Origin of the sequence: Pseudomaricurvus sp., from assembly GCF_965662505.1 — a bacterium.
In the GTDB taxonomy this organism is placed as follows: Bacteria; Pseudomonadota; Gammaproteobacteria; order Pseudomonadales; family Cellvibrionaceae; genus Pseudomaricurvus.
Genome location: NZ_CBFIHX010000083.1, coordinates 1 through 16,124, shown reverse-complemented (window position 1 = coordinate 16,124; position 16,124 = coordinate 1). Strand labels below are relative to the sequence as shown.

Here is a 16,124-nt window from a genome sequence, read left to right as displayed (position 1 = left end):
CCCGCTTCATATGAAGGCTTTTTGGTGCGGACGCTGATCACACCGGCTGAGGTGTTACGACCGAACAGGGTACCCTGTGGGCCGCGCAGGACTTCGACGGATTCCACATCCACGAAATCACTCAACGCAGAACCGGGACGACCGCGGTAAACACCGTCGATAAACACACCCACGGATTGTTCCAGACCGGAGTTCTGGCCAGCGGTACCGATGCCGCGAATGGTCATAATGGATTGGGTGGCGCCGGATGAACTGTTAAACACCAGGCTTGGCGCTACCTGTTGCAGATCGCTCAGATCGCGAATCTGCGCCTGCTCCAGTGAATCACCACTGTAGGAGGCAACGGAAATGGGGACTTCCAGGATGGATTGCTCACGCTTCTGCGCGTAAACGGTAACTTCTTCGAGAACATCGTTGTTGTTGCTTTGAGCCACACCGCTCATGGATTGTGTGGCGGCTACAAGGCCGATGGCGAGTGCCAGCTTAGTGGGCTGATAGATCATATCAACTTCCTCTCTAGGTGCGTCGACCACGGATTGTCATTTAGAGACGGTTATGGCCGGACGCTTGTGTTTATTTTTATTAGTGCCGCAATCGGGAAGCGTTGATCAGAGTTGTGATCTGATTCAATGGCTCTGAATTGCGGCTGCCCTAAAACTAGTGGAATCGAATAGAGCAGTGCAAGCCCCTATTGTCGAAGTTGGATGTTGGGGATGGGCTTCTGGGGGAGAGAAATTTGGGTAAACCTGTATTTGGCGTGTTTTTTGTGCGAAATGACCTCAAAAACCACTTTTTAGCCAATTGTTGACGGTGGTGAATCAATAGTGTGAATGGACTACTATTGATAAAAATAATTATGAAAATTTGGAATAATGACCAATCAGAGCATTGCGAAGCGCTGTTTTCCGAGATGGCCGGGGAAATTACTCAGGGTTTGTCCTGAGTAATGTCTTCTGCGGGTGTTTCGGGAAGGGCCAGCCACTGGTTCAATTGCTTGATCAGCTGATCGATGCCGGTTTTTTTCAGTGATGAAAACAATTGTGCCGTGACCAGATCGTCGACCTGGGCTTCTTCCAGATGCTTGCGCAGCGCCAACAGCGTAGATTGAGCCGGGCCCTTTTTCAGCTTGTCGGCCTTGGTCAGCAGAATATGCACAGGCATCTCGGCACTGATCGCCCAGTTGAGCATGGTGGTGTCGAATTCCTGCATCGGGTGACGGGTGTCCATCAGCAGAATCATACCGCGCAGGCACTGGCGCTCGCGCAGGTATTCAGACAGGTTGCGTTCCCACTCCTGTTTCATTTTCAGGGGAACCTTGGCGTAGCCATAGCCGGGCAGATCGACTAGCCTTTGAGTGTCGCTCAGAGCAAAGAAGTTAATCAGTTGCGTGCGGCCGGGGGTTTTACTGGTGCGAGCCAGCTTGTGGTTGCTGGTCAGAGCATTAATGGCGCTGGATTTACCCGCATTGGAGCGACCCGCAAAAGCGACTTCGGCCCCAATATCCGGGGGACACTGTCGAATTGAGGGGGCACTTTGGGTAAACTCTGCTTTTGTGTAGTTGAGGCGAGAGTTTGTGCGTGGGCTGGCGCTGTGACTGCCGTTTTGATCGGTGGTGTTGTGCTGGCTCAAGAGATAACCCTGCAAAAATAGTGAGATTTCAGGCGGTTAGTATATAATGCTGCGATTTGAGCGCGCCCTTGCTGGCCGCAATTGTAGCTCGTACGGCCCTGTGGGGGGTAGTCGAGACGACTATAATGTTTCAGCCCAGAAATGTTTCAACCCAGAGTGTTTTAACCCAGAATGGTTCAACTCAGATCATTTACATGATCAACGACTAAAAATATTGACGGATTAGCCAATGAAAAACATCTTCAAACAGGCCATTATCGCCGTAGGTTTTATCGCAGCAGCGCAAGGCGCACTGGCCGCCGGTGACCCTGCCGCAGGGGAAAGCAAAGTGGCGGTATGTTCTGCCTGTCACGGTGCAGACGGTAACAGTCCGGCTCCGAACTATCCGAAACTGGCTGGATTGGGTGAGAAATACCTCCTCAAGCAGATGCACGATATTAAATCCGGCACCCGCAATGTGGCCGAGATGACCGGTTTGCTGGATGCCCTGACCGATCAGGATCTGGAAGATATTGCGGCTTACTATGACAGCAAGCCTTTGCAGCTGGCGGGTGCAAAGCCCATGACCGTGCTGGTGAATTCCGGTATTGAAGTCGATGGACTGAAACTCGGTGAGAAGATTTTCCGTTCAGGCAATCCTGACGTGGGTGCCCCGGCCTGTACCGGTTGTCACTCGCCACGTGGTCTGGGTAACGCCCCGGCTGCTTATCCTCGCTTGAGTGGCCAGCACGCTGAATACATTGAAAAGCAGTTGCGTGCGTTCCGCGCCGGTGAGCGTGTGAATGATGGCGACCAGATGATTATGCGTCAGGTGGCTCAGCACTTGAGCGATGCGGAAATCAAGGCATTGGCCAATTACATTTCTGGCCTGAACTGAGTTCGGGTGGTAAAAAAAGCGGCTTCGGCCGCTTTTTTTATGGGTATCATTTATCATTCTGGCCACGGTGGTCACTGTTGGCATTGCTATTGGTACCGGCAGTAAGGTACTTATTGATCGGAGACAAGGTGGCTGTGGTCGACGATAGCGAACCAAGGCAGCCAGATTGGTATTAATCGGTTTAATTTCAGCAGGATAGGGAACCTCAATCGTAAATGAGGTCTTAATAACGTGCGGTTCGGCGCGGCGCCGAAACCCTTAATGATAAAGTTTATGGAGCGATAACATGCGTGTAATGGTGGCAATCTTTGCCTTGATGGTTTCTTTGGTGGCTTGTGCTGACGATCAGGCCGCGGCTCCGGCCTTTAAAGCCGGTACTCATTATGTGGTGCTGGATAATCCTGTACGGACGATGGATCCAAGCAAAATTGAAGTGACCGAAGTCTTTTGGTACGGCTGTGGCCATTGTTTCCAGTTTGAGCCTATCGTGCATCAGTGGGCAGAGAAGCAGCCAGCCGATGTGGATTTTGAGCGTTCTCCTGCCATGTGGAACGATGCCATGAAAGTTCACGCACACGCGTTCTACGTCGCTAAAGCACTGGGTATTCTGGATAAAGTACATCAGCCGCTGTTTAACGCCCTGAATCTGGAGCGCAAGCGTTTGGCGGATGTGGATGAGCTGGCGGACTTCTTTGCTGACTACGGTGTGGATGAAGAAACCTTCGAAAAGACCTATAAGTCTTTTGGTGTGACCAGCCAGGTAAAGCAAGCTGATGCCCGCGCTCGCAGCTACAAGATTACCGGTACACCGGAAGTGGTTGTGGACGGTAAATACCGCATCAGTGCCCGTATGGCCGGTGGTCAGAAGGAAATGCTGGACGTCGCCGACTTTTTGGTGGCCAAGATTCGCGCTGAGCGCGGCTGAGTTCGAATCTGTCGAACTCTGGACGATGGCGTCGGTCACGGCGCCTGATGTGAGGTGATCACCTTCTGTGCATCTCACATCGATTTTCCCCTCGTTTTTCCCTTTCTCGCTCGCTCTCAACCTTGATCCCTTTTGGCCGATAACCTTCTGGCACACTCAAAAGGGCACATCATGCAATCTACCAACGGTACCGATTGGCGGGAAAAATACGCCGACTTGCTCGACGAGCAGGAAGCCCAGCAACGGGTATTCACGGAGCAGCAGGAACTGTTGCGGCGAGCGGTGGTGCGCGTCAGTCTGGCAGCGGAAGGTTATGATGCCGAACTGGATTCCAGTCTCTCCCGTTTAAGAAACACGCTAAAAGAGGATGGGGTGCAACTGGAGAGTGCCATCGAACAGGTTGAGACTTCCCTTCTGAGCTATGAGAAACACTATGAAAAGCGGCAGGCTGATCAGCAACAGGCCCTGATGGCTTTAGTTCAGCAGGCTCAACAGCAGTATCCCGCCCACAATCGTTTACTGAAGACATTGAGCAAACAGCTAAGCTCTGATGAGACGTTGGAGACGGCTGCGGTGCTGTCGACACTGGCCGAGATCCAGGCGCAGGCCATAGAGAATTTACCGGATCAAGAACAGAGCTCTTCAGGCTTATTCAGTCGCTTTCTGCGGCGAACCCCATCGGCGTCAGAAAGCGCTGATGAGCCCCCGGCAGCGTTTGAGGAGGAGGCGAAACCAAAGCCGACATCTAAAGATACCCCTGTCTCCGAAGCCGAGCCAGTTGCCGATGCTGAGCCTGCCATAGACATTGCTGTTCATGCTGAAACCGAGGCGCAGATCGATCCGATGCCCGAGGGCGAGGTGGAAGGTCTGCTGCAAACCCGTGAAGAAGCTGAAGCCGCGGATCAAAAAGAAGCCGTATTGCAACGACCGGTGTTTGAACCAGCGTTCTCCCGGGTCTCGGATAAGGTGCATCGGGTTCTGACGGATCTTTTGGATAAGGTTGAGCCTGTCGGCTGCACGGCGCAAAAAGCATTGGCGGCGCGCCAGCGGATGGAAAACGGCCTCAACTGGTACGAGCTGGTGCCCACCCTGGAAGACATTCGCGATCTGGTGTTGCAGGCCTATCTGACGGCCGATGAAGAATATCGTTCCTACCTGCAACATATCCATGGGGTACTGTCTGACATCCTTCCGGAGCTGGAGGGCAGTGTGAATGCTCATCAGGCGTGGGAGGAAGAAGAGGCGCTGTTTGCCTCGACCCTCAATCAGCAGCTGGGCTCTCTGGGACGTTCAGTGGCGGTAGCCACCGAGGTCAGCAGTCTTAAGCAGGAAATCCACTCGCACCTGCACGTGATTCAGGACGCCCTGCAGCGCCGTCAGGCGGCGTCTGACCAGATGTCAGGTCAGGAGGGCGCGGGCGAGCAACTCAAACGTTTGCTGACCCGCGTCAGACAGGTTGAGCAGGAGGCGGCGGATGCCCGTGAAGCCCTGGCGTCTGCACGGGAGAAAGCGTTAACGGATGCCCTCACCGGTTTGCCCAATCGCGAAGCCTGGAATGATCGCGCCCATCTGGAATGGCAGCGCTGGCAGCGTTACGGCCATCCTTTGACATTGGTGGTGTGTGATATCGATCATTTCAAGCGCATTAATGATAGCTACGGTCATCAGACGGGCGATCGAGTCTTGCAGGTATTGAGCAAGGCTCTGAGTGGACGTCTGCGGCGTGTGGATTTTATTGCCCGCTATGGCGGAGAAGAATTCGTCATGCTATTGCCCGATACTCAGTTGGCCGATGGCTTGCAATTACTGGACAAGATACGCTCGGTCATTGCCGGGACACCTTTCCGCTTTAAAGATGAGCCGGTGCAGGTCACTTTGTCAGCGGGATTGGTCGGACTGGAGGGGAAGGAGACTTTGGAACAGGCGTTTGCCCGAGCCGATAAACTGTTGTATCAAGCCAAGGAGCAGGGCCGCAATCGCTGCCTGGCTTAGTGGGCCGGATAGTTAAGACTCGGAATTTAAGAGAGGATCGGCTTCGCCAGTGGCTTTGAATTAATGGCGTAAAGACTAATTGTGACTGGTTGTGAGGATTAGTTGACGGGCTGTAAGGATTCGCGGAAGAAGCCGCTGACCAGAATGGGCCATTGCTCTTCCCAGTACTCGGTGGGTGCGCGTTTAAACTCGCTGCGAACAAACTGTGAGATGCGACCTTCGGCCGTAGCCATTAACAAGTTGGCGGCTGCCGTAACCGGCAGTACCGGACGGACACCTTCGCGAATCTCGGCTTCCCGCAAAATCTGTTTAATCTGGGTTTCCAGACGATCAAACAATTGTACGACGCGAGCGCGCAGACGTTCGGTCTCGCCAGTCAGTGCGTCGCCGGTCAGCAGTCGCGTGATACCGGGGTTGCGCTCGGTAAAAGTGAGCAGCAGAAAAAGAATCTTGTTGCAGCGGGCCAGCGCAGGGGACTCATCGTTGGTGATCAGACCGATACGCGAAAAAAGCGTTTCTTCGATAAATTCAATCAGGCCTTCAAACATTTTCGACTTGCTGGGGAAGTGACGATACAGAGCCGCTTCCGAGACGCCCACTTCCTTTGCCAGAGCCGCGGTGGTGATGCGGGCACCAGGAGACACTTCCAACATATGAGCCAGTGATTCCAGAATTTGCTGACGGCGGGAAACTTTGGTGCTGGGCTTGCTCATGGGTGTGTGCTGACCTTGATAAATACAGTCGGTCACAGATCTTGGTCATGCTCTGCTGTTCAGAATCTGTCGGGTAACTGTAGGTTGCGTTTTCGCGTTGTTGTTGGATTTTAATGTTGTTCTGGCAGTTCTTATTACAGCCATACATGACGGTAATTTCGGGCTGTGGCTGCTGCATGCCAAGACTATCCTAGCGAGTTACTTGAGCCGCATCAATAAGGGGGATGCCGAAAAACCGTCTTTTTGTTCAATTACTGTGTGTTGAAACCCGTGCCACGGGTTTCAGGGCTGCTGTTTATTGGTGATCAGCGTACCGACTCCCTGGTCAGTGAATATTTCCAGCAAAACCGCGTGGTCGACACGGCCATCGACGATATGTGCACTGGTGACGCCACCTTTGACGGCATCCAGAGCGCAGGCGATTTTGGGCAGCATGCCACCATAGATAGTGCCGTCTTCAATCAGACTATCGACCTGGCGAGTGGTCAGCCCGGTCAGTACTTCACCGGATTTATCCAGCAGCCCGGCGACATTGGTGAGCAGCATCAGCTTCTCCGCCTGTAAGACTTCGGCAATTTTACCGGCTACCAGATCGGCGTTGATGTTGTAGGAATGGCCGTCTTTATCGACACCAATCGGCGCAATCACCGGAATGAAATCACTGTTGAGCAGCATGTCGATCACTGAGGTATCAATGCTCGCGACTTCGCCCACATGACCGATATCGATGATTTCAGGCGCGGCCAAATCCGGACTGTTGCGAGTGACCTGCAGTTTGCGGGCGCGGATCAACTGACCGTCTTTGCCGGTGACTCCGATGGCGGAGCCACCGTTGGCGTTGATCAGGCTGACGATCTGTTTGTTCACCGAACCGCCGAGTACCATTTCCACTACGTCCATGGTCTGGCTGTCGGTGACACGCATGCCGTCGACAAACTCGGAATGGATGTTCAATTTGTTCAGCAGATCACCGATTTGCGGTCCGCCACCGTGAACCACGATGGGGTTCATGCCCACCAGTTTCATCAGCACAATGTCGCGGGCGAAGCTGTTTTGCAGCGCTTCATCGACCATGGCGTTGCCGCCAAACTTCACCACAATGGTGCGATTGGTGAAGCGTTGGATGTAGGGCAGAGCTTCGGTAAGTACATTGGCCACATTGATGGCGGCATCGCGATTCAGAGACATAGTTAAATCCGTTGTCTATTAAACGTGTCTGTTAAACGTTGTTTGTTAAAGTTGTTTGCTAAAAAGGAATATCCAGTGAGCTGTCTATTTTTAACAGCTCTCGCTTGAAGAGCTCTTGTAGCTGAACAAGAACCTCTTCGGTTTCCGCTTCGAAACGCAGGGTCAATGCGGCTGAGGTGTTAGAGGCCCGAACCAGTCCCCAACCTTTGGGAAAGTCGACCCGCAAACCGTCAATGGTAATGGGTCTGCCGTTCTGAAAGTCTCCGTTTTCAACCAGTTGTTCCACCAGCTCAAATTTACGTGTTTCGGCAACGGGGATTTTCAGCTCCGGTGTTGAGGGCAGGTTAGGGAAACTGTCAAACAGCGAGTCCATATCCTGATCCCGCAGGGTCATGATTTCCAGCAGGCGGGCGGCCGCGTACATGCCATCGTCGAAACCGTACCAGCGATCCTTGATGAAGATGTGGCCGGACATTTCGCCGCCCACCAGCGCACCGGTTTCCTGCATCTTGGTTTTCATGTTGGAATGACCGGCCTTCCACATAATCGGGCGGCCACCGTAGCTGCTGACCAGCGAGTTCAGTTCGCGGGTGCACTTCACATCGAACAGCACGTCGGCGCCGGGATTGCGGGCGACAATATCTTTGGCAAACAGCATCAGCAGGCGGTCGGGCCAGATGATCTGGCCTTTGGGGGTGACCAGCACCAGACGGTCGCCATCGCCGTCGAAGGCCACGCCCAGATCGGCTTCGGTGCTTTGCACGGTGCGGATCAATTCCTGCAGATTGGCCTCGATGGTTGGGTCGGGATCGTGGTTGGGGAAGCTGCCGTCGATATCACAGAACAGCGCCTCGACGTCACAACCCAGCTCTTCGAACAGTTGGGGCGCGACTCCGCCGGTAATACCGTTGCCAGCATCGATCACCAGTTTGACGTCGCCGGCCAGAGCGACGTCGGAGAATATCCGATCGATGTATTCAGGGATAACCTGTTGCGAGGTTTCGGTGCCCTGACCTCCAAATACATCCCGGGTCTGGATACGGGTTTTGATGTTCTGCACATCGGTATCCACCAGCGTGCGGCCGTTAATCACCATTTTGAAGCCGTTGTACTCGGCGGCATTGTGGCTGGCGGTGACCATCACGCCGCTGTTGCTGTCGGGCAGCTCACAGGTGGCAAAATACAGCAGAGGGGTAGGAATGGCTCCCAGATTGATGACATCACAGCCAGTGCTGAGAATGCCTGCAATCAGGGCTTCGCACAGCTCTGGGCTGTGATTGCGTCCGTCGCGGGCGACAAACAGGCTGCTGTCTCCCGCAGCCAGCGCTTCACTGGCCACAGCCTGCCCAACCTGTTGTGCCAGCTCCGGGGTAATCTGAGTATGGGCCAGGCCGCGAATGTCATAGGCGCGGAAAATTTCATCCGGTAGCTCGATTTGTTCAGTGACAGGTTCTGTGCTTTGGCTGGCTTTGCGGACAGAACGCTCTTTTTCTTGCAGACCGAGCAAGTTCTCATCTTCTTCGGCAACGTGCAGGTCGAGGATGTCGTGATCTTGAAAGTTGCGGTTGTTGAGATGCGCACTCATGTCGGGTTGAGCGTGTCTGTTGTCTGACTGAGTCGCTGCCAGATCTTTCGAGAGCCGCTGAGGATCGAACTTACCGGTCAGCCAGTAAACAAGTCCCAAGAGTGCGCCGCCAACGACCAGATGAATCAAAATCAGCAGCAGCGGACTTTCGGCGGCCTGTGCGGCGAGCGTGTCTGACGGGGTAAATCTGATAAGCCACTCACTGTCAGCCACAGAGCTGGTGACAGCCGGGCCGACATCCCCCTGACTGGCGGTGAAAATGGAAACGGGTTGGCCTGTATTGTCCCGCATCAGTTGAGTTTGACCCAATTCTGGCGCTTTCTGACGAATGCGCTGGAATAACTCGGTTGCCGGCAGGGTGATCAGCAGCGTTGCGGTCACTCCGGAAGCGTCGGAAGGTGCAGGTGTGGATGTCTGATCGTTGTTCGACGCTGTCGGCTTCTGTGTATTGGTGTCGGCTGGGGCGGAATCCATAGCGTTCAGCGTCGGGTCTACCACGGGGGCAATAAAATGCAGATACCATTGCTTGCCGATTTTGAGGGCTTCCGGTGGCACGGCTTGCTGACGCTCGGCCCGGTTAATCATGTCCAGCTCGGTAAAACTCAGTGGTTTGAGCGTGTTGGTCGGTTCTGGCGTATCCGATTCGGGAGCGGCGGCGCTCACCAGGTGATCATTGCGATCGAGATTCAGCAGCTTAAAGCTCAGCGCGTCTGGGTAGGCTGTCTTCAGATTGTTGATCAGGCTGGCGGTCATTTCGGGATTGGTGTTGCGAGTGGCCCGCAGAATGGCGGAGCGCTCCGAGAAGTTATTCAGCTGTTTTTGCTGTTCCTGAATGTAGAACGCGATGTCGTCGGCGCGTTGCTTAGCCTGTTGCTGGCTGTACTGAGCCAGACGCTCTTGCTGCACCTGGGCAATCCAGCGGTCGTAGCTCCAGTAACCGCTGGCGGCGATCAACAGCAGCACGGCTGCCAATGCCACCGTGGTGATCACAGGCAGCTCGGCGTTGAACGAGGGCTTTTTCTTCGGTGCGGTTTGTTTCTTTTTTGCCACTGGGGTGGTTCCTTTACGTTCGCTGCCGGGAGGCTGCTCTCCCGGTTCACAGGCTTTTATTTGTGGTTCTGCCGATTATGTGTAGTTCCGCTGATATGCAGAGTTCCGCCGATATGCGTAGTTCTTACGACTTGAATAGCTCTTCCGGCATGCATAGCTGTGCCGAGTGAGGTGCTGTTCTTTCCTTGCCTCAAATGCTCAGCTCAGCTTATCCGCCAGACGCTCAATCAGCTCTCTGGCCAGCTGAGCTTTACTGCGCTGGGAGAGGCTTTCTTCGCTGCCGGGCCAGACGATGGTGACGGCATTGTCGTCGCTGTTAAAGCCGATACCGGCCTGCGAGACATCGTTGGCGATCACAACGTCGAGGTTTTTGCGCTCCAGTTTGCCGCGGGCGTAGCCGACCACATCCTGAGTCTCGGCGGCAAAGCCGACGGTCATGGGACGCGGTTGGCTGGCGGCCACCGCGGTGACGATGTCCGGATTCTTCACCATCTCGATGGTCATGGTGTCCTGCCCGGTCTTCTTGATTTTCTGTTCGGCGGCACTGGCCGGGCGGTAATCGGCAACCGCTGCCGCGGCGATAAACAGATCGCAGTCTGACAGCGTCCGCATGCTGGCATCGTACATCTCCTGAGCGCTTTCGATGCCGATGTAGTGGCAGCGCTCCGGTGGTGCCAGGTTGGTAGGGCCGCTGATCAGTGTGACTTTGGCTCCGGCTTCTATGGCGGCCTGTGCCAAAGCGTAACCCATTTTGCCGGAACTGTGATTGCTGATGTAGCGCACCGGATCGATGGCTTCCCGGGTGGGACCGGCGGTAATCACTACCGATTTCCCGGATAGCTCACCGTGGACGAACTGGCGAGCGGTTAAATTGGCCAGTTCGGTGGGTTCCAGCATCCGCCCCGGGCCCACATCGCCACAGGCCTGAGAACCCTCAGCGGGGCCAAAGCAGACGATTTTGCGCTGACTCAGCTTGGCGAGGTTGTCTTGAGTCGCCGGACTGTGCCACATGCCCTGATTCATGGCTGGCGCCAGACAGATGGGTGCTGCTGTCGCGAGACAAACCGTGGTCAGCAGGTCATCACCCTTGCCGTTCACTAAACGCGCAATAAAGTCGGCACTGGCGGGAGCCACCAATAACAGATCGGCCCAGCGCGCCAGTTCAATGTGCCCCATGCCCGCTTCGGCCTCAGGATCCAGCAGCGTGGTGTGCACCGGATTGCCGGACAGGGCTTGCAGCGTCAGAGGAGTGATAAATTCCTGGGCGGCGGCAGTCATGATCACGCGCACATTGGCGCCCTGGTCTTGCAGCCGGCGAATCAGCTCGGCGCTTTTGTAGGCGGCGATACCGCCGGTCACCCCGAGTAAAATCTGCTTGTTGGTCAGCGAACTCATACTTTCTTCCGGCTGGCGAGAGAGATAAATGGCGCTTAAGATACCACTGACGCGGGTTTCGATGAAGTCAGCGGCCAAAATTAAGGCGTGTGGAACCCTTTTATTGCGTCACTTAATTTTGTCATCAGGCCAGGTTCGGCCATCAGGGAACCGTTCACAGGGAGTGAAGCATGAGTATTCGGGACTGGCCGTCGCTGGAGCGACCGCGGGAAAAGCTGTTGGCTAAAGGCGCGAAAGCCCTGTCGGACGCCGAGTTGCTGGCCATTTTTCTGCGCACTGGGTGTTCCGGCAAGTCTGCGGTGGATCTGGCTCGCGAGCTGTTGAACAGCTTTGGCGGCCTGCGGCAGATCCTTGAGGCAGATCGGGCCGGGTTTTGTTCGGCGCACGGTCTGGGGGATGCCAAATACACTCAGCTGCAAGCGGTACTGGAGATGGGACGCCGGCACCTGTCGTCGGTCATGGAGCAGGGGCAGGGCTTTGAGAACCCGCAGATGGTGAAAGATTACCTGCGTGCCGAGTTGCGTCACCGGCCGAGGGAGGTGTTCAGTGTCCTGCTACTGGACAACCAGCACCATCTGATCGGTTATCACGAGCTGTTTCAGGGCACCATCGATGCCGCCAGTGTCTACCCGCGGGAAGTGGTCAAACTGGCCCTGTCTCACAACGCTGCCGCGGTTATTCTGGCTCACAATCACCCCTCAGGTATTGCCGAGCCGAGTCAGGCTGATAAGCACATCACCACGCGTTTACAGAAGGCATTGGGGTTGGTGGATATCCGGGTGCTGGATCATATGGTCGTGGGCGAGGCACAAGTGCTGTCATTTGCCGAGCGCGGACTGCTTTAGCGATGTTTCAGGTTCTCTAAACTGCGATCTGGGCTCGCCAAGCTAGAGCCCGCGTGGCCTTGAGACTATTTAGTCGAAATTTTAGGTCAAAAGCGGTCTGCGAAAAGTTGCACAAAAAAACAGCGAATATTTGCTATTGGCTACCTGTTCTGGTATAAAACGCCGCTCTCTGTGACTGGCCCAAATGATTTTTAGGCTGGCTGCTTGAATCAGGGCTCCAGCCGACGCGCTTTTGCGACGGATTTCGCCCCGTTTGAAGGCCTTTAAAAGTCGCCGTTTTTGATTAAAGAATTAATAATTGCTGTCCGGCAGCAATGACCCGTTTAAAGATGAGGCAATAAAGATGTCCAAGGTATGTCAGGTAACTGGTAAGCGTCCAATTACCGGTAACAATGTATCTCACGCAAAAAACCACACTAAGCGTCGTTTTTTGCCAAACCTTCACTCTCACCGTTTTTGGGTTGAGTCCGAGAAGCGCTTTGTAAAATTGCGCGTTTCTTCTAAAGGTATGCGTATTATCGACAAGAGAGGCATTGAAACTGTCTTGTCTGAAATCCGTACACGCGGCGAGAAGGTATAAGGAACTGAATCATGGCTAAAGGTGCACGCGAAAAAATCCGTCTGAACTCCAGCGCTGGTACTGGTCACTTCTACACGACCGACAAAAACAAGCGCAACACTCCAGAAAAAATGGAGATGAAAAAGTACGATCCCGTTGCTCGTAAGCACGTGATGTACAAAGAAGGCAAAATTAAGTAAGACACTCTTGCTTGATTGCCTCAGAAAAGCCCGGCCTCGTGTCGGGCTTTTTGCGTCTGGGGCGATAATAACCAAACCAGGGATACGCTATGCCTGAATTACCCGAAGTGGAAACCACCTGCCGGGGGATTGCACCTCATATTGTCAACCGAGCGGTTAAGGCGGTGGTGGTGCGTCAGCCCCAGTTGCGCTGGCCGGTGCCTGTGGATCTTGCTGAGCAGGTGGTGGGGCGAAAACTGCTGGGCGTGAGTCGCCGAGGTAAGTACTTACTGCTCAGGTTTCCCACGGGTCACCTCCTGGTTCATTTGGGTATGTCGGGCAATTTGCGGATTGTGGAGCGTCGCGAAGATCCGGGTTACCACGATCATGTGGATATCGACTTTGGTGAAAAGTGTGTTCTGAGACTGAATGATCCCCGCCGTTTCGGCGCCGTGCTGTGGACCTCGGAGCCTCTGCTCGAGCATCAGCTGTTGGGGCATCTGGGGCCGGAGCCGCTGGAAGAGCTGTTCGATACGGACTATCTCTACCAGCGTTCACGCAAGCGCAAGCAGGCGATTAAGGCGTTTATTATGGACAGCAAGGTGGTAGTCGGAGTGGGTAATATCTACGCCAACGAAGCTTTGTTTGCCGCGGGCATTCGTCCAACCCGGGCTGCCGGAACGGTTTCCAGAGCCGCTATGGAGCGCCTGGTGAGTGAAATCAAGCTGGTGCTGGCGCGCGCTATTGAGCAGGGCGGCACCACCCTGAAGGATTTTGTCGGTGGCGATGGCAAACCGGGATACTTTCAGCAGCAACTGTTGGTTTATGGTCGTCAGGGGCAGCCCTGTCAGCAGTGCAAAAAGCCGCTGAAAGAGATCCGCCTGGGACAAAGGTCGACTGTGTACTGTACGAGCTGTCAGCGCTAGGGCTACAATGGATAGGTTATAAGCGTTTATTAACTGGGTTATAAGCACAAAAACAAAAGGGTGGCGCCAGTTCAGTGGGTAGTTTAGGCGCCAGACCACGACAGAATGGAATGAATAAGGAGAATCCTGTGTTGAAGCAATCTCGCTGGTGGAAAGCCACCGCTCTGGCCGCACTGATGGCGGTCAGCCCCCTGACTCTGGCGGCTGGTGTGAATACCGTTGATGAAGAGCCTACAGCACTGGCCATGACCGGTGATCTGGTCGTGGTGAGACCCTTTATGCTGGCCACCACGGTGGTGGGGTCTGCCGTGTGGCTGGTGTCGCTGCCGTTCTCTCTGGCGGCGGGCAATTCAATGCAGGCAGCCGACACACTGGTGGTCGGGCCGGCGGAAAATACCTTCTTCCGCTGTCTGGGTTGTACTCAGAGCGGTTACCGGGTCGATAGAGACTGATCATCCGGTAAAGAGCTAAGTTCGCAAAAGCTAAGCCAGCAAAAGAAAAGGCGCCGATCTTGTCAGATGGGCGCCTTTTTCAGAAAGTAGCTGCTGTCTTTGTCACATGTAGCTGCTGTCTTTGTCACATGATGTCACATGCGATCAGTTACCGAACTTGTGTTTTAGTTCGACTGCCACGATCGGATGAACAAACTTCGAGACATCCCCTCCCAGAGAGGCAATTTCCCGCACCAGAGACGAAGAAATATAAGACAGGTGCTCGGCGGGCGTTAAAAACAGACTTTCCATATCCGGCATCAGCGCGCGATTCATGTTCGCCAGCTGGAATTCGTATTCGAAATCCGATACTGCGCGCAGACCGCGCAACACGCCATTCGCCTGCTTTTGCTTGACCAGATCGGCCAGCAGGATATCAAAGCCGCAGATTTCCACATTGTCGAGATGGGCCAGTACTTTTGTGACTTGCTCAACGCGCTGTTCCAGCGTGAACAGGGGGTTTTTCTTGGTGCTGGCGGCAATGGCGACGGTGACCTTGTCGAACAGGCGACAAGCCCTTTCAACCAGATCGATGTGGCCGTTGGTGATGGGATCGAAGGTGCCAGGGTAAACCACGTGCTTCATGGGACTCTCTCACTGTTTTTGGCGGGCTTTTTCTGTTGCGAGCCCGTTTTCTAGTGTGCTGATAACCCGCTTAAAACGCTGGTACCTGCAATAAAGAGGCGCGATGGTAAACAATTTGCGCGAACAGTACAAAACCTACTCGGACTATTTCACTCAAAACCTAGCGCAAAAACCCCGTGACTGGCAGTTTTTTGCAGAAATTCTCTCCCGCGAGAGGCAGAAATTTACGCTTCGGGGCTGGCGGTGTCGCGATAAAAAAGGCGATAGCACACGCCGCCGGTCTGCTTCTCCCGGTGCAGGTGCCAGTGGGGCGGGGTCATCAGAGAGGCGCTTTTCGGTGTTTCAATGTAGATTGCGGCATTGCCGCTGAGCCAGCTGTTTTGCTCCAGTGCTTCAATGGCTGCCTGCCAGAGATCCTGTTGGAACGGTGGATCAAGGAAGATCACGTCATAAGGAGAGCCGTCGTTGTGTTGTTGCAGCCACTTCAGGCTGTCCGTTTGCACCACCTGGCCCTGATCGCTCTGTAGCAAGGCCAGATTCTGACGGATTTGTGTGGCTGCCTGCGGATTTATTTCGAGCAGGGTTGAGGATTCAGCGCCGCGCGATAAGGCTTCCAGCCCCAGAGCTCCGGAACCGCTGAACACATCCAGGCATCGAGCGCCGGGTAAGTCGGGCATCAGCCAGTTAAACAAGGTTTCGCGGATACGGTCGCCCGTCGGTCGCAGCCCCTCGGCACCGATAAAGGGCAGCTTGCGTCCTCGCCACTGGCCGCCAATGATTCTCAGGGTTTGACGGGGTTCCGCCTGGGTCTGTGACTTTGACGGGGATTTACGATGGCGGGGCTTGTTCAACAGTATCTCCGGGGTGGGTGCTCAGGTTTGTATGGTAGGATGCGCGAAGTCTTCAGGTCTCGGTCATCGCGGTGATGGCAGGGATCCACAACGAGAACTCCACATTGAGACATCCGTATCGGGGCAATCTCATCGGGGCAATCTCATCGGGACTACCGCATTAGGAAAACAGGGACTGCCACAACGCGCAGTATGCCGGTAAAATGCCCGGCTTTCAGCATACAGAATGCCCCGGCGCTTGTGAAAGCCGGGGTCTATTGGACGGTTTGAGGTTAAATGTACAGTGAGCAGTAACTTTTTTAAGCGATTCAAAAAAGGCGGTAAGGAGCCTCAG

At 54.5% G+C, this 16,124-nt stretch carries 16 protein-coding genes; 8 read left to right on the top strand and 8 right to left on the bottom strand.

Annotated elements, in window-relative coordinates; genetic code table 11:
* On the bottom strand, positions 1 to 503 hold a 503-nt coding region (locus ACTG33_RS11855), incomplete at its 3' end, for a TonB-dependent receptor plug domain-containing protein (protein WP_439135428.1).
* 424 nt (positions 504 to 927) lie between these two features.
* A complete protein-coding gene (yihA, locus tag ACTG33_RS11850; RefSeq protein WP_439135427.1) occupies positions 928 to 1,629 on the bottom strand; it encodes a ribosome biogenesis GTP-binding protein YihA/YsxC in 702 nt (233 codons plus the stop codon).
* A gap of 229 nt (positions 1,630 to 1,858) precedes the next feature.
* On the opposite strand from yihA, the gene ACTG33_RS11845 reads away from it, so the two are divergent.
* The 3 genes from ACTG33_RS11845 to ACTG33_RS11835 all read left to right on the top strand — a co-directional run bounded on the left by ACTG33_RS11845 (position 1,859) and on the right by ACTG33_RS11835 (position 5,423).
* The gene (locus tag ACTG33_RS11845; RefSeq protein ID WP_439135426.1) at positions 1,859 to 2,506 is read left to right on the top strand and encodes a c-type cytochrome; all 648 of its coding nucleotides are present in this window, start codon (positions 1,859 to 1,861) and stop codon (positions 2,504 to 2,506) included.
* A 286-nt stretch (positions 2,507 to 2,792) separates the two neighbouring features.
* The gene (locus ACTG33_RS11840; protein WP_439135425.1) at positions 2,793 to 3,431 is read left to right on the top strand and encodes a thiol:disulfide interchange protein DsbA/DsbL; all 639 of its coding nucleotides are present in this window, start codon (positions 2,793 to 2,795) and stop codon (positions 3,429 to 3,431) included.
* Positions 3,432 to 3,602: 171 nt separating this feature from the next.
* Complete coding sequence (locus ACTG33_RS11835) at positions 3,603 to 5,423, top strand: diguanylate cyclase (RefSeq protein ID WP_439135424.1); 1,821 nt, start codon at positions 3,603 to 3,605, stop codon at positions 5,421 to 5,423.
* Positions 5,424 to 5,521: 98 nt separating this feature from the next.
* On the opposite strand, the gene slmA is transcribed toward ACTG33_RS11835, so the two are convergent.
* From slmA to coaBC, 4 genes are all read right to left on the bottom strand, one after another.
* Entirely contained in the window at positions 5,522 to 6,136 is a 615-nt protein-coding gene (gene slmA, locus ACTG33_RS11830; RefSeq protein WP_439135423.1) for a nucleoid occlusion factor SlmA, read from the bottom strand.
* A 282-nt stretch (positions 6,137 to 6,418) separates the two neighbouring features.
* A complete protein-coding gene (argB, locus tag ACTG33_RS11825) occupies positions 6,419 to 7,324 on the bottom strand; it encodes an acetylglutamate kinase (protein WP_439135422.1) in 906 nt (301 codons plus the stop codon).
* Positions 7,325 to 7,382: 58 nt separating this feature from the next.
* Positions 7,383 to 9,959, bottom strand: a complete 2,577-nt coding sequence (locus ACTG33_RS11820; protein WP_439135421.1) for a phosphomannomutase/phosphoglucomutase — start codon at positions 9,957 to 9,959, stop codon at positions 7,383 to 7,385.
* A gap of 198 nt (positions 9,960 to 10,157) precedes the next feature.
* Positions 10,158 to 11,354: a bifunctional phosphopantothenoylcysteine decarboxylase/phosphopantothenate--cysteine ligase CoaBC gene (gene coaBC, locus ACTG33_RS11815; RefSeq protein ID WP_439135420.1), complete on the bottom strand. Its 1,197-nt coding sequence runs from the start codon at positions 11,352 to 11,354 to the stop codon at positions 10,158 to 10,160.
* 170 nt (positions 11,355 to 11,524) lie between these two features.
* On the opposite strand from coaBC, the gene radC reads away from it, so the two are divergent.
* From radC to ACTG33_RS11790, 5 genes are all read left to right on the top strand, one after another.
* A complete protein-coding gene (radC, locus tag ACTG33_RS11810) occupies positions 11,525 to 12,199 on the top strand; it encodes a RadC family protein (RefSeq protein ID WP_439135419.1) in 675 nt (224 codons plus the stop codon).
* Between the two features lie 343 nt (positions 12,200 to 12,542).
* The gene (gene rpmB / locus ACTG33_RS11805) at positions 12,543 to 12,779 is read left to right on the top strand and encodes a 50S ribosomal protein L28 (protein ID WP_439135429.1); all 237 of its coding nucleotides are present in this window, start codon (positions 12,543 to 12,545) and stop codon (positions 12,777 to 12,779) included.
* An 11-nt stretch (positions 12,780 to 12,790) separates the two neighbouring features.
* Positions 12,791 to 12,958, top strand: coding sequence for a 50S ribosomal protein L33 (rpmG, locus tag ACTG33_RS11800; protein WP_216095924.1), 168 nt, complete (start codon positions 12,791 to 12,793; stop codon positions 12,956 to 12,958).
* Positions 12,959 to 13,047: 89 nt separating this feature from the next.
* Entirely contained in the window at positions 13,048 to 13,863 is an 816-nt protein-coding gene (gene mutM, locus ACTG33_RS11795; protein ID WP_439135418.1) for a bifunctional DNA-formamidopyrimidine glycosylase/DNA-(apurinic or apyrimidinic site) lyase, read from the top strand.
* A gap of 128 nt (positions 13,864 to 13,991) precedes the next feature.
* Positions 13,992 to 14,315 (top strand): hypothetical protein, encoded by a 324-nt coding sequence (locus ACTG33_RS11790; protein ID WP_439135417.1) that lies wholly within the window; start codon positions 13,992 to 13,994, stop codon positions 14,313 to 14,315.
* Positions 14,316 to 14,459: 144 nt separating this feature from the next.
* Here the strand turns inward: ACTG33_RS11790 and coaD are convergent, their stop codons facing one another.
* Both coaD and rsmD read right to left on the bottom strand, forming a co-directional pair.
* A complete protein-coding gene (gene coaD / locus ACTG33_RS11785; protein ID WP_439135416.1) occupies positions 14,460 to 14,939 on the bottom strand; it encodes a pantetheine-phosphate adenylyltransferase in 480 nt (159 codons plus the stop codon).
* Positions 14,940 to 15,163: 224 nt separating this feature from the next.
* Complete coding sequence (rsmD, locus tag ACTG33_RS11780) at positions 15,164 to 15,790, bottom strand: 16S rRNA (guanine(966)-N(2))-methyltransferase RsmD (RefSeq protein ID WP_439135415.1); 627 nt, start codon at positions 15,788 to 15,790, stop codon at positions 15,164 to 15,166.
* Positions 15,791 to 16,124: the final 334 nt, after the last annotated feature.

Bases quoted from the DNA above. Each gene is read 5' to 3' on its own strand.
- ACTG33_RS11840 (WP_439135425.1), top strand. From the start codon at position 2,793: ATGCGTGTAATGGTGGCAATCTTTGCCTTGATGGTTTCTTTGGTGGCT.
- rpmB (WP_439135429.1), top strand. From the start codon at position 12,543: ATGTCCAAGGTATGTCAGGTAACTGGTAAGCGTCCAATTACCGGTAAC.
- rpmG (WP_216095924.1), top strand. From the start codon at position 12,791: ATGGCTAAAGGTGCACGCGAAAAAATCCGTCTGAACTCCAGCGCTGGT.
- slmA (WP_439135423.1), bottom strand. From the start codon at position 6,136: ATGAGCAAGCCCAGCACCAAAGTTTCCCGCCGTCAGCAAATTCTGGAA.
- mutM (WP_439135418.1), top strand. From the start codon at position 13,048: ATGCCTGAATTACCCGAAGTGGAAACCACCTGCCGGGGGATTGCACCT.
- coaD (WP_439135416.1), bottom strand. From the start codon at position 14,939: ATGAAGCACGTGGTTTACCCTGGCACCTTCGATCCCATCACCAACGGC.
- ACTG33_RS11835 (WP_439135424.1), top strand. From the start codon at position 3,603: ATGCAATCTACCAACGGTACCGATTGGCGGGAAAAATACGCCGACTTG.
- radC (WP_439135419.1), top strand. From the start codon at position 11,525: ATGAGTATTCGGGACTGGCCGTCGCTGGAGCGACCGCGGGAAAAGCTG.
- coaBC (WP_439135420.1), bottom strand. From the start codon at position 11,354: ATGAGTTCGCTGACCAACAAGCAGATTTTACTCGGGGTGACCGGCGGT.
- ACTG33_RS11845 (WP_439135426.1), top strand. From the start codon at position 1,859: ATGAAAAACATCTTCAAACAGGCCATTATCGCCGTAGGTTTTATCGCA.
- argB (WP_439135422.1), bottom strand. From the start codon at position 7,324: ATGTCTCTGAATCGCGATGCCGCCATCAATGTGGCCAATGTACTTACC.